This window comes from Caulobacter sp. GW821-FHT11E10 (assembly GCF_058808375.1).
In genome coordinates, this window is the sequence record NZ_JBXARP010000009.1 from 172,614 (window position 1) to 186,591 (window position 13,978).

Genomic DNA, 13,978 nt, shown 5'->3' on the forward strand with positions numbered 1-13,978 from the left:
CCCCCAACGAACAAACCAGCCCTTGGGGGAGGTCCTAGCCGTGGACTATCAGAAGATCCGCCTCGCGACGCAGGACGGCGTGGCGACCATCACCCTCGCCGATCCCGCCACGCTGAACGCCGCCAGTCTGGAGGTCGCTCGCGAGCTGATCCACGCCTTCTCCTCGATCGCGGCCGGCAAGGTCGAGGCGCGCGCGGTGATCCTGACCGGCGAAGGCCGTGGCTTCTGCTCCGGCGCCAACCTCTCGGGCGGCGGCGCGGCCGGGCGCGAACTGGATGTCGACGGAAAGCCGGACGCCGGCTCGGCCCTGGAGAGCACCTACAATCCGCTGATGACCCTGCTGCGCGACTTCCCGCTGCCGATCGTGACGGCGGTGAACGGCCCGGCCGCCGGGGTCGGCTGCTCGATCGCCCTGATGGGTGACATCATCGTCGCGGCCGAGAGCGCCTATTTCCTGCAGGCCTTCCGCCGCATCGGCCTGGTGCCGGACGGCGGCTCGACCTATCTGCTGCCGCGCCTGATCGGCAAGGCGCGGGCGATGGAGATGATGCTGCTGGGCGACAAGATCCCGGCCGCCACCGCGCTGCAGTGGGGTCTGGTCAATCGCTGCGTGCCGGACGCCGAGCTGATCCCTACGGCCCACACCCTGGCCCTGGAACTGGCCAAGGGACCAGCGGCGCTGGGCACGATCCGCAAGCTGGTCTGGGACAGCCTCGACAGCGACTGGACCGGCCAGCTCCACGCCGAACGCAAGGCCCAGAAGTTCGCCGGCAAGACCGAGGACTTCATCGAGGGCGTCAGCGCGTTCCTTCAGAAGCGCGTGGCGGCCTTCAAGGGGCGCTAGCGGCGCTCCGCTGGAGGTCGAGCAGGATACGAACAGCCTCCTCGGCTCGATCGACCGGCACGAAGACATGGTCGTGGTTCAGCGCCGCGACCATGTTGCAGGCGATCCCCGCCTCGGCCAGCGCCGTCGCCACGGCGGCGGTCAGGCCGACGCCGTCCAGCGCCGAATAGACATCGAGGGTGATCAGGGCCATCGGCGCCTCGACCGGAAGGCCGGCCGTCCCGGCCGCCTCACGCTCCAGGATCAGGCTCACGCCCTCGGCCTCGCGGAACATCGCCAGCGGCTTCAGCGAGGCCCAATCACGATCGCCGGCGGCGCAGAAGACATACTCTCCGCGCTTCAGGTTCGGCGTCATGCCAGCGACCATTTCGCGAGCGTCGCGAATGACTTGCGTCATTCTTTCGATGTCGCGAGGTAGGGCTTGTAGCTCTTCTCCTCGACGATCTCCGAGCCGGCGGCCTCGTTGATGGCGCGCTTGATGGCGGCGCGCTTGTCGTTGTCGATATAGACCCGGCGCGCCAGGGCCACGAAGCCCTCGCCAAAGTCCTGGCGGCGCTCGCAATCGCGCTTGCCGTCCTCGATGTCCCACAGGGCGGCGTTCACGGCCGTCAGTTCCTCGGTCAGGCGCGCGATGTCGGCGTTGTCGGGCAGGTGCTCGCGGGCGGTCGCCTCCAACAAGGCCAGCTCCTTGCGGACATTGGCTTCCTTGGCTGGATCGCCGATGCGCTGGGCCTTCACCCGCAGGATGGTGATCTTGTCGACCAGTTCGCCCGCCGAGATCGGCGCGAGGATGGACATTCAGGAGGCTCCGGAAACCAGACGCTTGAGGGCGTCCCACACCACGTCGACCGGCAGGGCGCTCATGCCGCTTCCGTAGTCCTCCGCGACCAGCATCTCAAGCCGTTGGGCCGCCGGGCGGAACTTCACCGACTTGCGGCGATCCTGCTGCAGCGACAGCAGTGGCGCGCCGCCGGCCGCCAGCATGTGGCCGGGCCCCGCGTCGTTGGCGACACCGGCCGCCAGGCGTCCGGCCAGGGCGATGACCAGCAGCGGGCCCTTCACCTGGGCGTAGCCGTCGGTTCGGTTCCGCTCGGGCTGCAGGGCCTGGGGGAGTTCGCGCGCGGCCACGGCGGCGTCCTCGGCCTCGTCGGGTCCGAAAAGGAAGACGGGCGTCCAGCCCTGGGCGAGGATGCGGCGCGCCAGGTCGAGATAGCGCTCAAGCGGCCAGCGCTTGTCCTGACCGCCAGCGCCGGGCGCCAGGCCGACATAGGTCGGGCCAGCCGGCAGCAGGGCTTCAGCGGCCTTCAGGGCGTCGGAGTCGCCCAACGCCAGCGGCCGCGGCGCGCCCTGCCCGTCCGTGGCCAGCGACAGCAGTCGGGCCAGGCGGTCGGTGACGGCCACCGGCCAATCCTTGTCGCGCGCGTGGCGAGCGGCCGAGACGAAGCGGTCCGTCGTCCCCCGCCGCGCCACGCCGCTACGGCGCAGGTTCTCCTGGGTGTCGATGACGAGGTCGAACTTGCGACCGCCGAACGGCTTGGACCACGGCAGGCTGTCGGCCGCTCGCGCGCCATTGCGGCCTTCGACAATCACCTCGTCGATATAGCCGGCCACCACGCGCTTCAGCGGGCCCGTATAGACGGTCTCGCCCTTGGCCGCGCACCAGTTGATATGGGCGGCCGGGAATGCGGCGCGCAGGCCGGCGAGGAACGGCAGCTTGATCAGGCCGTCGCCGATGACCTCGCCCATCGAATAGATCAGAACCGTCTGGACCATGGCCGTGTGTCGCCGCCCGGCAGCCGGCGGTCAATCGTCTGATTGCCCATCCGGCAATGTAAGTGATTACTCACTTGCGTTCTGGCGCGCCTATGGCATGCTCAACCCATGAGCGCCAAACCCCGCATCGAACGCGCCGCCCTCGAGGCCTTCGTCGTCGACGGCGTCGACGCCACGACCACCAAGACCATAGCCGCCCGCGCGGGCGTCTCCGAGGGCGCGATCTATCGCCACTGGAAGAGCAAGGACGAGCTTGCCGTCGGACTCTTCATGAACTGTCACCGCCGGCTCTCAAAGCTGATCGAGGACGAGGCCGACGCAGTCCAGGGCATCAAGGCCAAATCAGCCGCCCTGGTGAAGGCCTATTGCGCCATCGCCGACGAGGACTGGCTGCTGTTCTCGTTCCACCTGCTGCAGCTCCACCACTTCCTGCCCTACTATCAGGAGGATGGCCGCGACCCGGTCACCCTGGTCGAGAACGTGATCAAGCAGGCGATGATCAGTGCCGAGCTGCCGCCGGGCGACCCGCGCGTGCTGGCCGCCATGGCCATCGGCGTGATCAGCCAGACCGCTCAGAACAAGGCTTACGGACGCCTCGGCGACGATGCGCTCTCGGCCCACGCCCCCCTGATGACCGCGGCCGTCCAGGCCGTGCTCTTCGCTCGATAAGGCGAGCGCGATAGCCAAAAGTGGAAGCCGGTTTTGGCGGCCATCGCGCGACAAAAAGGAAAGACCGAACCATGCGCAGCGCGCTGTTCAACGCCTACTACTGGGTCCTGTCGATCTTCTACGGCTTCTCGGCCGCCTTCGCCGCCCTGGCCCCCGGCCGCAAGCCCGTGGCCTTTGCCCTGCGGCTCTACAGCAAGCGGATGCTGTGGGCGCTGGCGTTTTTCGCTGACGTGAAGGTGCAACTGAAGGGCCAGGAGAACCTGCCCGAAGGCCCCTTCATCATCGCCGCCAAGCACCACAGCTGGGGCGACGGCTTCGTGATGTTCGCCAATGTCGAGAACCTCAGCTTCGTCACCGGCGACCACCTGGAGAAGTTTCCGCTGGTCGGGGCGATCCTGAAGAAGTTCGGGGCCATCGTCGTCGACAGCTGCGGCGGTCCGGAGGCGCGCAAGGCGCTTTCGGAGAGCGCGGCCCAGGTCGCGGCCGAGGGCCGGCGGATCCTGATCTATCCCGAGGGCCACCTGGCCGCGCCGGGCGAGCGGTTCCGCTACCGGACGGGCGTCTACTACATGAGCAAGGACTTCAACCTTCCGGTCGTGCCGGTGGCCACGAACCTGGGCTGCTTCTGGCAGCAGACCGAGAAGAAGAAGACGCCTGGGACGGCGACGATCGAGTTCCTGCCGGCCCTGCCCCAGGGCCTGGAGAAGGCCGAGTTCATGCAGCGCATGGAGACTGTCATCGAAGGCAGGACCAACGAACTGATCGCCCAGGCGCGCGGCGAACCGGTGAGGCCGTCGGTGCTGGTGGAATGGAATGGGCGGAAGAATGTGGCTACGACGCCAGCAGAGCCCGCTGCCGCGAACCTTCTCCCATAGGAAGAGGGATTTTAGACCTCGACCGGGCACTCCGCCGGAACGCCGGCGAATGTGCCCTCGGCCCGACGCTTGGCGAAGTGCGTCTGGGCGCAGGTCGATGAGCACAGCAGGCCGGTGTCCGACCAGTACAGCGGCGCTTCGTCCTCGTGGCGGAAGGCCGGTGCGCCCCAGGCCAGGCCGCATTCGACACAGGACGGCGTGCGGGCCAGCATCAGGGTTCGCCTTCCAGCGCTTCCGGGGCCGGCTGGATCGTCACGCTCTCGCCGCAGCCGCAGGCGTCGGTCTCGTTCGGATTGTGGAACACGAACTTCGAGGAGAGCTTGGTCACTTCGTAGTCGATCTCGGCGCCGATCAGGAACAGCACGGCCTTGGGCTCGATCAGGATGCGAACGCCCTTTTCCTCGATCACCTCGTCGATCGGGTCCTGGGTCTCGGCATATTCGAAGACGTACTCAGACCCAGCGCAGCCGCCGTTCTTCACGCCGACGCGCAAGCCCGCATAGGGCTTCTCAGCCCGGTCCATGATCTCCTTCACGCGCGCGGCCGCGGCGTCGGTCAGGGTGACGACCTTCGGGCGCGGGCGGCGGGGACGTGCGGTGATCGCGGTTTCCATGGAATTTGAACCGATCAGAACATGTTCAGTTGCAGCTTGGCCTCGTCGCTCATCCGCGAAGAATCCCACGGCGGCTCGAAGACCAGCTCGACGGTGCAGGACTTCAGTTCCTTGATCTCCATGACCGCGTCGCGCACCCAGCCCGGCATTTCCCCGGCCACCGGGCAGCCCGGCGCGGTCAGGGTCATGTCGATGGCCACGTCCTTCTCGTCGCTGACGTCGACCTTGTAGATCAGGCCCAGCTCATAGATGTCGACCGGGATTTCCGGGTCGTAGACGGACTTCAGCTTCTCGATCAGCTGGTCCGTCAGCCGGTTCAGCTCGTCCTTCGACAAGGCCGAAGGGACCGAGGGGGGCTCGGCCGAGACGGGTTCGGGGGTTGCTGCGGCGTCGGTCATCTATCGGCTCAACTGAAGAAACTGCGGGCCTTGGCCAGCGCGTCCACGAACGCGTCGGCTTCAGCCTCGGTATTATATAGGGCGAACGAGGCGCGCGCGCTCGACGTAACGCCGAAGCGGCGCATCAGGGGCTCGGCGCAGTGGGTGCCGGCGCGCACGGCGACGCCGTACCGGTCAAGCACCTGGGCGATGTCGTGGGCGTGGGCGCCCTCGACTGTGAACGACAGCACCGCGCCCTTGCCCGGCGCCTCGCCCAGGATCCGCAGACCGTTGACGCCGCGCAGGCGCTCGGCGACGCGTTCGTAGAGGGCGTGCTCGTGGGCGAAGATGGCGTCGCGATCCAGGCCGTTCAGCCACTCGATCGCCGCGCCCAGGCCGACGGCCTCCAGGATCGCCGGCGTCCCGGCCTCGAAGCGATGTGGCGGGTCGGCATAGGTGATCTTGTCCAGCGACACCGAACCGATCATCTCGCCGCCGCCCTGGTACGGCGGCAGGGCCGCCAGACGCTCGGTCTTGCCGTACAGCACGCCGATGCCGGTCGGCCCGTACAGCTTGTGGCCGGAGAAGACGTAGAAATCGACATCCAGGGCCTTCACGTCGACCTTGGTGTGGACCACGCCCTGGCAGCCATCCAGCAGCACCGGCGCGCCGGCCGCGTGGGCCAGGCGGACGATCTGGGCCACATCGTTGACCGTACCCAGCACGTTCGACATGTGGGTGACGGCGACCATCTTGGTCTTCTCGGACAGCAGGCCCTCGAAGGCCTCCATGTCCAGGCGCCCGTCGTCCAGCACCGGGATAAACTTCAGCACCACGCCCTTGCGCTCGCGCAGGAAGTGCCACGGCACGATGTTGGCGTGGTGCTCCATCTCGGAGAGCACGATCTCGTCGCCGGCGTTCAGCGACTGGCCGAACGAACTGGCGACCAGGTTCACCGCTTCCGTGGCGCTCTTGGTCCAGACGATTTCGTTGGTCTGGGCATTGATGAAGTGCGCGACAGTTTCGCGGGCCTTTTCATAGGCTTCCGTCGTTTCGTTGGCCAGCGTGTGCAGGCCGCGGTGGACGTTGGCGTACGAGGTCCGCGCCAAGCCGGTCATGGCGTCCAGCACCACGTCCGGCTTCTGGGCGCTGGCGGCGCTGTCCAGATAGACCAGTGGCTTGCCGTGCACGGTGCGCCGCAGGATCGGGAACTGCTCGCGGATCGCGGCGACGTCGAAGGGCGCGTCAAAAGCCATCAGGCGGGGCTCCCCAGCTTGCGAGCCACCCAGGCGGCGGCGATCTCGCGCGCGCCCTCGTGCTCAATCCGCTCGACCACCTCGCCGACGAAGGCGACGGTCAGCATCGCCTTGGCTTCGGCTTCCGGAATACCGCGCTGGCGGGCGTAGAAGATCGCCTGCTCGTCCAGGGCGCCGATCGTGTTGCCGTGCGCGCATGAGACGTCGTCGGCGAAGATCAGCAGCTCCGGCTTGGCGTCGATCTCGGCCTTGTCCGACAGGATCAGGGCGTGATGGCCCATCCGCGCATCGGTCTGGTCGGCGCCTTGCGCTACGACGATGCGGCCCTGGAAGACGCCGCGCGCCTGATCGGCGGCCATGCCCTTGGTCAGCTGGCTGGTGGTCCCGTCGACGCCGGCGTGAGTGACCACGGTGGTCTGGTCGGCGTGACGCTGGCCGTCCAGCAGGTAGACGCCGTCGAGACGGACCTGGGCGTGAGCGCCTGGATGGTTCACCCGGGTCTCGATCCGCTGGCGGCGCGCGCCCGAGGTCAGAACGGTCTGGGCGTAGGTCGCGCCAGGGGCCAGATCGACCTCGGCGGTGACGACATTGATCGCCTCGGCGTCGTCCTCGACCAGGACGATGCGCTCGAGCGAAGCGCCCTCGCCGACCGCGATGTCGAGCGCGATATCGCAAACATAACCCGCGGCGCGGCCTTCATGGCTTTCCAGCAGGACGAGGGTCTCGCCCGGCTTGACGACCAGGGCGTGGCTGGCGCCTTGCGAAGTCTTGTCGGCCAGGTGGACGAAGCGCAGGGCCACAACGCCTTGAGCGCCGTCGGCGCCGGCGACGCGGCGGCCGTTGACGAAAAGGGTCTCGGCGCGGGTCAGCTCGGCGAACGGGCCGGCCGGAACGTCGCCGTGATGCTCGGGCGCGGCCGGCGGCAGGGCGCGCAGCAGCCCCCGCAGGTCGGTCCAACGCCAGTCCTCGTCGCGCCGCGAGGGCAGCGCGGTCAGGTCGCCGGTCTTGAGGGCGGTCGCAAGGGTCAAGCCGCGACTCCGGCATACTTGTCGTAGCCTTCGGCTTCCAGCTGCAGGGCCAGTTCCGGACCGCCCGAGGCGACGATGCGGCCGGCGGCCAGCACGTGGACCTTGTCGGGTTTGATGTAGTCCAGCAGGCGCTGATAGTGGGTGATCACCAGCATGCCGCGCTCAGGGCCGCGCAGGGCGTTGACGCCTTCGGAGACGATCTTCAGGGCGTCGATGTCGAGGCCGCTGTCCGTCTCGTCCAGGATCAGAAAGCGCGGCGACAGCATCGCCATCTGGAAGATTTCCATGCGCTTCTTCTCGCCGCCCGAGAAGCCGACGTTCAGGCCGCGCTTGAGCATCTCGAAGTCGATCTTCAGCGAGGCGGCCTTCTCCTTGGCCAGCTTCAGGAAGGCCGGAGCCGCGACCTCGTCCTCGCCGCGCGCGCGGCGCTGGGCGTTGAGGGCGGTGCGGATGAAGGTCAGGGCCGGGACGCCGGGGATCTCCAGCGGATACTGGAACGACAGGAACAGGCCCTTGGCCGCCCGCTCGTTGGGCTCCAGGGCCAGCAGGTCGTCGCCGTTCAAGCTGGCCGAGCCTTCGGTGACCTCGTAGCCGCCACGACCGCTCAGCACGTAGGACAGCGTGGACTTGCCGGCGCCGTTCGGCCCCATGATCGCGTGGACCTCGCCGGCCGGCACGTCCAGCGTGACGCCCTTCAGGATCGGCTTGTCTTCGACGCGGGCGTGAAGGTTCTGGATCTTAAGCATGGGTCTCGTTGAGTTTTCTGTATTCCGCGTCTTCGCCGGCGAAGGTTCCGACGATCGCGATCTGGCCTTGGATGGCCGCGTTTAACAGCGAAAGATCCTCGGCGGGGATCCAGTATTCCTCGTGCCCGGGCGTGCCGACGATCTTGTTCTTGTAGGCGCTCAGGAAGGTCGCCGAGACCTCGAAACGCACGACATAGCCGCGCCGCCAGGTGTTGTGAGCGGCGTTCCAGTCCCGCGCGACCTGACCCGCATAGGCGTCGTCCGTCACCGGATGAAAGATCGGCTGATCGATCAGATGCGGCGGGAATTCCCTCCAGCCGGACGCCTTGATCAGCTGCACTTCCTCGATGCCCACCGGCTGGTAGAGGGTGACGGTGGTCATCCCACGCTGCCCTCCAGGCTGATCGCGACCAGCTTCTGGGCTTCGACGGCGAATTCCATGGGCAGCTGCTGCAGCACGTCCTTGACGAAGCCATTGACCAGCAGGGCCACCGCCTCCTCCTGGGAAAGGCCGCGCTGCTGGCAGTAGAACAGCTGGTCATCCGACAGGCGCGTGGTGGTGGCCTCGTGCTCGAACACCGAATGGCCGTTGCGAGCCTCGATGTATGGGACGGTGTGGGCCGCGCAGTCCTTGCCGATCAGCAGGCTGTCGCACTGGGTGAAATTGCGCGCGCCCTTGGCCTTGGGGTGAGCCGAGACCAGGCCGCGATAGGTGCTGGTCGACTTCCCGGCGCTGATGCCCTTGGCGACGATCCGCGAGCGGGTGTTGGCGCCCAGGTGGATCATCTTGGTGCCGGTGTCGGCCTGCTGGTGGCCGTTGGTCACCGCGATCGAGTAGAACTCGCCGGAGCTCCCCTCGCCGCGCAGCACGCAGGACGGATACTTCCAGGTGATGGCCGAGCCGGTCTCGACCTGGGTCCACGACACCTTGGAGCGGTCGCCTCGGCAGTCGGCGCGCTTGGTGACGAAGTTATAGATGCCGCCCTTGCCGGTCTCGGGATCGCCCGGATACCAGTTCTGAACGGTCGAATATTTGATCTCGGCGTCGTCCAGCAGGACCAGCTCGACCACGGCCGCGTGCAGCTGGTTCTCGTCGCGCATCGGGGCCGTGCAGCCCTCCAGATACGAGCAGTAGGCGCCCTTGTCGGCGATGATCAGCGTGCGCTCGAACTGGCCGGAATCCTTGGCGTTGATCCGGAAATAGGTCGACAGCTCCATCGGGCAGCGCACGCCCGGCGGGATGTAGACGAACGAACCGTCGCTGAAGACCGCGCTGTTGAGGCAGGCGAAATAGTTGTCGGAGGTCGGCACGACGCTGCCCAGGTACTGGCGCACCAACTCCGGATGCTCGCGGACCGCCTCGCTCATCGAGCAGAAGATGACGCCGACGGCGGCCAGCTCCTTCTTGAAGGTGGTCACGACGCTGACGCTGTCGAACACCGCGTCCACGGCGTAGCGCGGCGCGCCTTCGACGCCGGCCAGGACTTCCTGTTCTTTCAGCGGGATGCCCAGCTTGGCGTAGACGGCCAGAATCTCCGGATCGACCTCGTCCAGGCTCTTGGGGCCTTCCTTGGTCGAGGGCGCGGCGTAGTAGTAGCTGTCCTGATAGTCGATTTTTGGGAAGTTCACCTTCGCCCAGGTCGGCTCTTCCAGCTCAAGCCAGCGGCGATAGGCCTCCAGCCGCCAGTCCAGCATCCACTGCGGCTCGTCCTTCTTGGCCGAGATGAAGCGCACGATGTCCTCGGAGAGGCCCTTGGGGGCGAACTCCTGCTCGATATCGGTCGTGAAGCCGTGCTCGTACTTTTCGAGCGCGGCGACGGTTTCGACAGTTTCCTTGACCGCGGCCACTACGCCACCTCCCGACGCCGAGCGCCGATACGCTTCCAGGCGGCGAGCCAGGCGTCGCCGCACTTGATCCAATCGTCTTCCGTGCTGGCCCAGCCGCCGCTGACACGCAGGGCGAACGGAGCCAGATCGGTCCGGCCCATGGCTTCTACCACGCGGCTGGCCTTGACCTTGCCTGACGAACAGGCGCTGCCGGCGCTGACCATGACCCCGGCCAGGTCCATGTTCATGACCTGGACCTCGGAGCCGAAGCCCTCGCCCGCGAAGCACAATGTCTGGGGCAGGCGATCCGCGCCCTCCCCGAGCACGACCGCGCCTTGCGCCTTGACCCGTTGAGCCAGGGCGTCGCGCCAATGGGACAGTTCGGCCATCGAAGCAAGGCTTTCCTGCGCCGCGCGTGAGGCCGCCCCGAAGGCGGCGATGCCCGCCACGTTCTCTGTGCCGGCCCGACGACCGCGTTCCTGACCGCCGCCGTGCTGGCGGCGGACGAGCGTGGCGCGGGTTCCGGCGACCAGAGCGCCCACGCCCTGGGGCCCGCCCAGCTTGTGGGCCGACAGCGCCATGGTGTCGGCGCCGAGGCCCGAGAAATCGATCGCGATCTTGCCGGCCGCCTGGACGGCGTCGACATGCAGCCAGCCGTCGTGAGCGCGAACCAGGGTCGAGGCTTCGGCGACCGGCTGGATCACGCCCGTCTCGTTGTTGGCCAGCATCAGGCAGACCAGGGCCTTGCCCGGCGCTTCAAGCGCTCGCGCCAGCCCTTGCAGATCGGCGACGCCATCGCCTTTCACCGGCAGGACCTCGACCGGCAGGCCCGAGGCCTTGGCCGTCTCGGTCACCGCGTCGTGCTCGATGGCGCTGATGATGATGCGGACGACGCCGGCGGCCTTGGCGCTCTCGATGGCCAGGGCGTTGGCCTCGGTGCCGCCGCTGAGAAAGGTCACCGACCCGGCCGGAACACCCACCAAGGTTCCAACCTCGGCGCGGGCGCGCTCAACCACGTCGCGCGCGGCGCGGCCGGCAGCGTGAACGGATGAGGGATTGGCCGGACTCTCCAGGGCGCGCAGCAGCGCTTCCTTCGCCTCCGGTCGCAGGGGGGCCGTGGCGTTATAGTCGAGATAGACCGATGTGCGGGTGATGCTCACTCGGCCGCGATCTCCAACGGGCGAGCCGGACGCAGGTCGCCCTTCAGCACGTCGGCGACCGAGACGCTGGCCAGGTAGCCATGGATCTGGCGGCCCATCTCTTCCCAGAGGCCGTGGGTCATGCAGCGCTCGCCGCCGGCCATACAGCCCTTGGCCTGGCCCTTGGTGAAGCCGCAGCGGGTGGCGCGCAGCGGCTCGTCGACCGCCAGCACGATGTCGGAGATGAAGGTCTCGGTCGACGCCTTGGCCAGGCGATAGCCGCCGCCGGGTCCCCGGGCGCTGATCACCAGCCCCTTGCGACGCAGGCGCGCGAAGAGCTGTTCCAGATAGGACAGCGAGATTTGCTGGCGCGCGGCGATCTCGGCCAGGGCCACGGCCCGGCCATCGCTTTCGTCCTGGCGCTTGGCCAGGTCGGTCATCGCCATGACCGCGTATCGCCCTTTGGTGCTCAGGCGCATCGCCTTACCCCTTGCAGATTCCGCGCGCATCGGCTTTTGCGTGTGCTACAAGCCGCGACTTCGCGCGCGGGCCCTCGAGCCCGCCATGCGGTTGGCGATTTAGGAAGACCAAGCGCGGCGGTCAAGTATTCTGACCCTGAAAAAGGGCCGAATGCGGACCGTCGCCAGCTAAAGGGGACGATATGCCTGATGTGATTTTGACCGGCGCGTCCGGCCGGATCGAAGGTCGCTATTCTCCGGGCAAGACCGAAACAGCGCCGATCGCGCTGATCCTGCACCCGCACCCCAAGGCCGGCGGTCACATGAACCACCCGGTGGCGGTTCAGCTGTACCACCTGTTCATGAAGCGCGGTTTCGCGACCCTGCGCTTCAATTTCCGCGGCGTGGGCCGCAGCCAGGGCGAGTTCGACGCCGGTATCGGCGAACTGGCCGACGCCGCCACGGCTCTGGACTGGCTGCAGACCAGCAACCCGGCCGCCAGCCAGACCTGGGTCGCCGGCTTCGACTTCGGCGCCTATATCGGCATGCAGCTGTTGATGCGCCGCCCGGAGACGGACGGCTTCATCTCGGTGTCGCCGCCGACCAATATGTACGATTTCAGCTTCCTGGCCCCCTGCCCGGCCTCGGGCCTGTTCCTGACGGGCTCGGCCGACACCATCACCCCGCCGGTCGAGGTGGAGCGCGTGGTGACCAAGCTGCGCACCCAGAAGGGCATCACGATCGACTACGAGGTCATCGACAAGGCCAGCCACTTCTGGACCGAGCACCTGCCCAGCGTCGAGAAGAGCGTCAGCGAATATCTCGACAAGCGCCTGGCGGCGGATCCGATCTAGAGACTTCCAGAAGGCCTCCCTCCGGGGAGGCCTTTTTCGTTGCGACGAGACGCCGCTGGCGTAACAACGGTCGCCGCCCTATATATTCACCGAGTGATGAATATGAGCGGAGACGGTGATGCACTACGACATCGTCATCGTCGGCGGGGGCGCCGGCGGACTGGAACTGGCTTCGCGGCTGGGGCGCAAGCTCGGAGGGCGAAACGGCAAGCGCCGCGTGCTGCTGATCGACCGTTCCAGCTTCCACATCTGGAAACCCACCCTGCACGAGGTGGCGGCCGGCACCCTGGACGTCCATCAGGAAGGCATCTCCTATTCGATCCTCGGCCGCACGAACGGCTTCAACTTCCTGCTCGGCGAGCTGGAAACCTTCGATCCCGCCGCCAAGCGCCTGACCCTGAAGGCGATCACCGACGGGGACGGCCAGGTCCTGGCGCCCGAGCGGGCCATCAGCTTCACCTACGGCGTCCTGGCGATCGGCAGCGGCTCCAACCTGTTCGGCACGCCGGGCGCGGAGCTGGCGCATCTGCTGGAGCGGACCGAGGACGCCGAGGCCTTCCACACCCGCCTGCTGGCGGCTTTCACCAAGGCCTCGTTCTCGTCCGACAAGGTCATGCGGGTCGCCATCGTCGGCGGCGGGGCCACGGGCGTCGAGCTTTCGGCCGAGCTGATCGAGGCTCATCGCGAGCTGCTAGGCAGCCTTGGCGACGAACAACGCTTCCGTCTGGACATCACCGTGGTCGAGGCCGCGCCGCGCATCCTGGGCGGCCTGCCCCACAAGATCGCCGACAAGGCCACCCTGGCCCTGGAGCGAAAGGGCGTGGCCGTGAAGACCAGCGCCAAGGTGCTGGCCGTCCACGCCGACCGGCTGGAAACCAGCCAGGGCGACATTCCGGCCGACCTGATCGTCTGGGCCGCCGGGATCAAGGCCGCCGACACCAACACCGGCTTTGGTCTGGAGACCAACGGCAGCAACCAGTTCGTGGTCAACGACCGCCTGGAAACCTCGGCCCCCGATGTCTGGGCGCTCGGCGACTGCGCCGCCGCGCCGTGGAAGGACGGCAAGACCATCCCAGCCCGCGCCCAGGCCGCGCACCAGCAGGCCAGCTATCTGGAGAAGGCGTTGCTGGCGCGCTTGAGCCAGCGCCGGATCGAAGCGCCCTTTGTCTATCGCGACTTCGGTTCGCTGGTGTCGCTGGGCGACAACAAGGGCGTCGGCGCGCTGATGGGCGGGCTAGGCGGTCCGAACTTCTTCGTCGAGGGCCTGATCGCCAAGTGGGCCTACATGTCGCTGCACCTGGACCACCATCGGGCGATCCTGGGCGTAGGTCGGACCGCGACCCTGGCGCTCGCGCGACTGTTGCAGCAGCGGGTGTCGGGACGGTTGAAGCTGCACTGAAGCATTCAAGATCCTCCCCCTAACGGGGGAGGTGTCGGCGCGTAGCGGCGACGGAGGGGGAAGAGGCAGGCTCTGCAGCACTTCCCCCTCCGGCGCTTCGCGCCACCTCCCCCGCTAGGG

The 13,978-nt window shown here is 67.5% G+C and carries 18 protein-coding genes; 5 read left to right on the forward strand and 13 right to left on the reverse strand.

Annotation, left to right across the window (positions count from 1 at the left end; translation table 11 throughout):
* Nucleotides 1–40: 40 nt before the first annotated feature.
* On the forward strand, nucleotides 41–844 hold the full coding sequence (locus tag AC1RRV_RS19450) for an enoyl-CoA hydratase/isomerase (RefSeq protein WP_492861289.1): 804 nt from the start codon (nucleotides 41–43) through the stop codon (nucleotides 842–844).
* Here AC1RRV_RS19450 and AC1RRV_RS19455 read toward each other — a convergent pair.
* Genes AC1RRV_RS19455 through AC1RRV_RS19465 form a run of 3 tightly spaced genes read right to left on the reverse strand, consistent with a single transcriptional unit; the run spans nucleotide 831 to nucleotide 2,617 of the window.
* Nucleotides 831–1,241, reverse strand: coding sequence for an ACT domain-containing protein (locus AC1RRV_RS19455; protein WP_492861290.1), 411 nt, complete (start codon nucleotides 1,239–1,241; stop codon nucleotides 831–833). The two genes, AC1RRV_RS19450 and AC1RRV_RS19455, sit on opposite strands and share 14 nt — an antisense overlap.
* Nucleotides 1,238–1,642 (reverse strand): DUF6165 family protein, encoded by a 405-nt coding sequence (locus AC1RRV_RS19460; protein WP_492861291.1) that lies wholly within the window; start codon nucleotides 1,640–1,642, stop codon nucleotides 1,238–1,240. Before AC1RRV_RS19460 ends, AC1RRV_RS19455 begins: the two co-directional genes overlap by 4 nt.
* On the reverse strand, nucleotides 1,643–2,617 hold the full coding sequence (locus AC1RRV_RS19465) for a glycosyltransferase family 9 protein (protein WP_492861292.1): 975 nt from the start codon (nucleotides 2,615–2,617) through the stop codon (nucleotides 1,643–1,645). It abuts the gene before it with no gap.
* A 108-nt stretch (nucleotides 2,618–2,725) separates the two neighbouring features.
* Between AC1RRV_RS19465 and AC1RRV_RS19470 the strand changes: the two genes are divergently transcribed.
* Nucleotides 2,726–3,286 carry a TetR/AcrR family transcriptional regulator gene (locus AC1RRV_RS19470; protein ID WP_492861293.1) on the forward strand — a complete coding sequence of 187 codons (561 nt, stop codon included), beginning with the start codon at nucleotides 2,726–2,728 and terminating at the stop codon, nucleotides 3,284–3,286.
* A gap of 71 nt (nucleotides 3,287–3,357) precedes the next feature.
* Nucleotides 3,358–4,161, forward strand: a complete 804-nt coding sequence (locus AC1RRV_RS19475; protein WP_492861294.1) for a lysophospholipid acyltransferase family protein — start codon at nucleotides 3,358–3,360, stop codon at nucleotides 4,159–4,161.
* Nucleotides 4,162–4,172: 11 nt separating this feature from the next.
* Here the strand turns inward: AC1RRV_RS19475 and AC1RRV_RS19480 are convergent, their stop codons facing one another.
* Genes AC1RRV_RS19480 through AC1RRV_RS19525 form a run of 10 tightly spaced genes read right to left on the reverse strand, consistent with a single transcriptional unit; the run spans nucleotide 4,173 to nucleotide 11,626 of the window.
* Nucleotides 4,173–4,373 (reverse strand): hypothetical protein, encoded by a 201-nt coding sequence (locus tag AC1RRV_RS19480; protein WP_492861295.1) that lies wholly within the window; start codon nucleotides 4,371–4,373, stop codon nucleotides 4,173–4,175.
* Nucleotides 4,373–4,774, reverse strand: a complete 402-nt coding sequence (locus tag AC1RRV_RS19485) for a HesB/IscA family protein (RefSeq protein WP_492861296.1) — start codon at nucleotides 4,772–4,774, stop codon at nucleotides 4,373–4,375. The genes AC1RRV_RS19480 and AC1RRV_RS19485 overlap by 1 nt, the downstream gene beginning before the upstream one ends.
* Nucleotides 4,775–4,788: 14 nt before the next feature.
* The gene (locus AC1RRV_RS19490) at nucleotides 4,789–5,172 is read right to left on the reverse strand and encodes an SUF system Fe-S cluster assembly protein (RefSeq protein ID WP_492861297.1); all 384 of its coding nucleotides are present in this window, start codon (nucleotides 5,170–5,172) and stop codon (nucleotides 4,789–4,791) included.
* Nucleotides 5,173–5,180: 8 nt separating this feature from the next.
* Nucleotides 5,181–6,407 (reverse strand): aminotransferase class V-fold PLP-dependent enzyme, encoded by a 1,227-nt coding sequence (locus AC1RRV_RS19495; RefSeq protein WP_492861298.1) that lies wholly within the window; start codon nucleotides 6,405–6,407, stop codon nucleotides 5,181–5,183.
* On the reverse strand, nucleotides 6,407–7,435 hold the full coding sequence (gene sufD / locus AC1RRV_RS19500) for a Fe-S cluster assembly protein SufD (RefSeq protein ID WP_492861299.1): 1,029 nt from the start codon (nucleotides 7,433–7,435) through the stop codon (nucleotides 6,407–6,409). Before sufD ends, AC1RRV_RS19495 begins: the two co-directional genes overlap by 1 nt.
* Nucleotides 7,432–8,181 carry a Fe-S cluster assembly ATPase SufC gene (sufC, locus tag AC1RRV_RS19505; protein ID WP_492861300.1) on the reverse strand — a complete coding sequence of 250 codons (750 nt, stop codon included), beginning with the start codon at nucleotides 8,179–8,181 and terminating at the stop codon, nucleotides 7,432–7,434. The genes sufD and sufC overlap by 4 nt, the downstream gene beginning before the upstream one ends.
* Nucleotides 8,174–8,563, reverse strand: coding sequence for a hypothetical protein (locus AC1RRV_RS19510; protein WP_492861301.1), 390 nt, complete (start codon nucleotides 8,561–8,563; stop codon nucleotides 8,174–8,176). The genes sufC and AC1RRV_RS19510 overlap by 8 nt, the downstream gene beginning before the upstream one ends.
* Nucleotides 8,560–10,029: a Fe-S cluster assembly protein SufB gene (gene sufB, locus AC1RRV_RS19515; protein WP_492861302.1), complete on the reverse strand. Its 1,470-nt coding sequence runs from the start codon at nucleotides 10,027–10,029 to the stop codon at nucleotides 8,560–8,562. The genes AC1RRV_RS19510 and sufB overlap by 4 nt, the downstream gene beginning before the upstream one ends.
* Nucleotides 10,029–11,168, reverse strand: a complete 1,140-nt coding sequence (locus AC1RRV_RS19520) for a cysteine desulfurase family protein (protein WP_492861303.1) — start codon at nucleotides 11,166–11,168, stop codon at nucleotides 10,029–10,031. Before AC1RRV_RS19520 ends, sufB begins: the two co-directional genes overlap by 1 nt.
* Entirely contained in the window at nucleotides 11,165–11,626 is a 462-nt protein-coding gene (locus AC1RRV_RS19525) for an Rrf2 family transcriptional regulator (protein ID WP_492861304.1), read from the reverse strand. The genes AC1RRV_RS19520 and AC1RRV_RS19525 overlap by 4 nt, the downstream gene beginning before the upstream one ends.
* Before the next feature lie 182 nt (nucleotides 11,627–11,808).
* Here AC1RRV_RS19525 and AC1RRV_RS19530 point away from each other — a divergent pair, with 182 nt between their 5' ends.
* A complete protein-coding gene (locus AC1RRV_RS19530) occupies nucleotides 11,809–12,459 on the forward strand; it encodes an alpha/beta hydrolase (RefSeq protein ID WP_492861305.1) in 651 nt (216 codons plus the stop codon).
* A 118-nt stretch (nucleotides 12,460–12,577) separates the two neighbouring features.
* A complete protein-coding gene (locus tag AC1RRV_RS19535; RefSeq protein ID WP_492861306.1) occupies nucleotides 12,578–13,858 on the forward strand; it encodes an NAD(P)/FAD-dependent oxidoreductase in 1,281 nt (426 codons plus the stop codon).
* Nucleotides 13,859–13,978: the final 120 nt, after the last annotated feature.